Genomic DNA, 2,974 nt, shown 5'->3' with positions numbered 1-2,974 from the left:
TACTTGAAACAGGGACACAAATTGACGCGCAAGCCCTTTGCTGGACCGCCCTCCTGCAATGCCGATTCGGCCCAAAGAGCCCGATATTTTTCCGGAAAACCTGCTCGACGAGGGGCATTCGTCGGCCATGGAAGGTCGATGGTGGGCACTTTACACGAAGGCACGCCAGGAAAAGATCCTGATGCAACGCCTTCGTGAACTCCGAATTGCCCACTATTGCCCGTTGGTACCCAAGCGGACGAAGACCCCTAAAGGTCGCATCTTTACCTCGTATATCCCTCTTTTTTCGGGCTACGTGTTTCTTTGCGGACAGGACGAGGACCGTTATCGCGCTGTCACGACGAACTGCGTGTCGAAATGTATCGAAGTACCTGACAAAGAGACATTGGTCAACGAGCTGCGTTCCATTCAGCGGCTTATCGCCTCGGGACTTCCGCTCCTGCCCGAATCCCGAATTACCACGGGCACCCGCGTACGAATCAGGTCAGGTCCCCTCGCCGGCATCGAAGGCGTCGTCGTCTCACGCCATGGCGAAGAAAGGTTCATCGTCATGGTTTCCTTCATCCAGCAGGGGGCCTCGTTGTTGGCCGACCTTGTCGAGCTGGAACCGATTGCCAATGAGTGCTGAGCGGTACGCGTTTCGTTCCGTTGGCCTTGTCCGAAAACTGGTTGCCAGAGAAACTCCGGCTTGGTTGTGATGCCGCCGACCGAATGACTCTTCAACACTTCTGGTCCTGATTTCGCGAAACTTCGACAGAAGCTTCTGTCTCGGGCACTCATGGACTGGGTAGTGGAAAAAAGGGATGATCGGTATGAAATAGTTGACTTGGTTGAGTCCACCATTTAAAGTGGTTGAGCGGAAAGTGAGCAGCTTGCGGAACAGAACGTTGGGGCAGAGGGACCTGGTATTCACGCGTCTTGGCCGGTGAAATTGCCGCAGCAGGGAGTTCTGCAACGATGAGCGTCTTGCCCCGGCGTGTGACTTCATTTCCCAATTCATATATTCTTGCGGACATTGAACCTCGTTCGGCATCTGAAGCCCCAACCCACCCGGAAGTCCCCGCTGTTCGTCCGTCTGCCTATTTTAAATGGCAACCGGGCATTGCCTGGTGCCTCGCGGTGTGCATGACCCCGATTGTGTTGCCAATCACGGCGATTCTCGTTCTTCTCGTCCGCCTGACGAGTCCCGGGCCAGGCCTCTACCGACAACTACGGGTGGGAAAAAATGGCAAGCTCTTCTGGATCTACAAAATCCGCACAATGTACTGCGATGCAGAAAAGGAAACCGGACCGGTTTGGACGGCCGAAAACGATCCACGGATCACACCCGTCGGCCGAATCCTCCGCCGATTTCACCTGGATGAATTGCCTCAACTTTTGAATGTGCTCAAAGGAGAAATGACGCTCATCGGACCGCGACCGGAACGACCGGAATTCGCCCAGGTCCTTGCTAGAGCAATCCCAGGATACCTGCAGCGCTGCGCTGTGCTGCCGGGCATCACGGGGCTGGCACAAATCAATTTGCCACCGGACACCGATCTGGATTCCGTTCGGCGGAAGCTGGTTCTGGATCTGGAATACATCGAACGGGGAAATATCTGGCTGGACGCGCGGATTTTCCTCTGTACCGCGCTTAAACTGGTGGGGCTCCCGGGATTGAAAATCGCACGATGGCTTGGGTTGACCCGCACGCCGCGGATTCCCCATTGGATGCGAAGCGGGACCACCCCCGAGGCGAACATGCCGAAGACCTATACTGACGCCGTGTCCCACTCACTTTCCAAGCCGCACAATGGGCATCGCCATGCATTTTCCACCCAATGGACACCCGTCCGAAAACCTCGATGATGCTTTGTCGGTATGGCCGATGTCCTGAACATTCTTACGGTCGATGTCGAGGAGTTTTTCCAGGTATCCAATTTTGAAAACACGATTTCGCGCACTGAATGGGATTCTTTTGCGTCGCGGGTGGCTCTCCCCGTTCAGAAACTTCTCCAAATGTTTGCAGACCGCAAGGTCAAGGCGACCTTTTTCGTCCTGGGGTGGTTGGCGCGGAGGCAGCCCCGGTTGATTCGTGAGATTTCCAGCGCGGGACATCAAGTCGGGTCGCACAGTACCTGGCACAAGCTCATCTACAATCAATCCCCGCAGGAGTTTCGAAGTGACCTCAGCGAATCGATGAAGATCCTCAGCGATATCACTGGTACAGCAGTTACCGCTTACCGCGCGCCGAGTTTTTCGATCACCGAAAAATCACTTTGGGCGTTTGAGATCTTGGCTGAAGAAGGGATTCTTTATGACTCCAGTGTGTTCCCGATATTTCACGACCGTTACGGACTGCCTAAAGCGCCCATAGCTCCTTTCCAGATCCGAACCCAGGCCGGGCCGATTTGGGAAGTTCCGGCTAGTGTGGTGCGAATTTCAGGCATCAATTTCCCGGTAGCTGGCGGAGGCTACTTTCGGCTTTACCCATACTGGCTCACACGAGCACTGTGCCGGAGAATTCATCGTGAAGGCCGACCGGTTGTGGTATACATCCATCCGTGGGAGTTGGACCCCGAACAACCCCGGATGCCTCGCTTACGTTGGCCTGCACGGTTTCGCCATTATGTCAACCTCGCGAAAACGGAGCACAAGCTGTCCAGATTGCTCGACCATTTCAACTGGGGCACACTGGAAACCGCTTTGAACTACTGGCTTGGCCACTGCCCACAACCGAAGATGTTGACGCCCTGCCTCACCCCGGTCGAATGAATACCAGGAAAAGGCTGCTTTACCTTGTTCATCGTACTCCTTATCCTCCGAATCGAGGCCACAGGATTCGATCCTTTCACTGGCTGGACTACTTGGCTCAGCGATGTGATCTGGACGTTGCGTTCCTGGCGGACGAGCCCCTGTCCACGGAAACGGAGAAGGCCCTCCGGGCACGCTGCCACCACGTGGCGTGGTCGGTCATTCCACCCTGGCAGCGGTG

At 55.5% G+C, this 2,974-nt stretch carries 3 protein-coding genes; all 3 read left to right on the top strand.

Annotated elements, in window-relative coordinates; translation table 11 throughout:
- Positions 1 to 58: 58 nt before the first annotated feature.
- On the top strand, positions 59 to 628 hold the full coding sequence (locus H5U08_RS14455; RefSeq protein WP_297034528.1) for a transcription termination/antitermination NusG family protein: 570 nt from the start codon (positions 59 to 61) through the stop codon (positions 626 to 628).
- Positions 629 to 957: 329 nt separating this feature from the next.
- On the top strand, positions 958 to 1,848 hold the full coding sequence (locus tag H5U08_RS14450; protein WP_297034525.1) for a sugar transferase: 891 nt from the start codon (positions 958 to 960) through the stop codon (positions 1,846 to 1,848).
- Between the two features lie 12 nt (positions 1,849 to 1,860).
- Entirely contained in the window at positions 1,861 to 2,754 is an 894-nt protein-coding gene (locus tag H5U08_RS14445) for an XrtA system polysaccharide deacetylase (RefSeq protein WP_297034522.1), read from the top strand.
- The last annotated feature ends 220 nt before the right edge of the window (positions 2,755 to 2,974 follow it).

The sequence above is a fragment of the Thermogutta sp. genome (genome assembly GCF_014359955.1).
GTDB lineage: Bacteria > Planctomycetota > Planctomycetia > Pirellulales > Thermoguttaceae > Thermogutta.
Note: the sequence above shows the minus strand (reverse complement) of the source record. Positions and strands in the feature narration are given on the sequence as shown.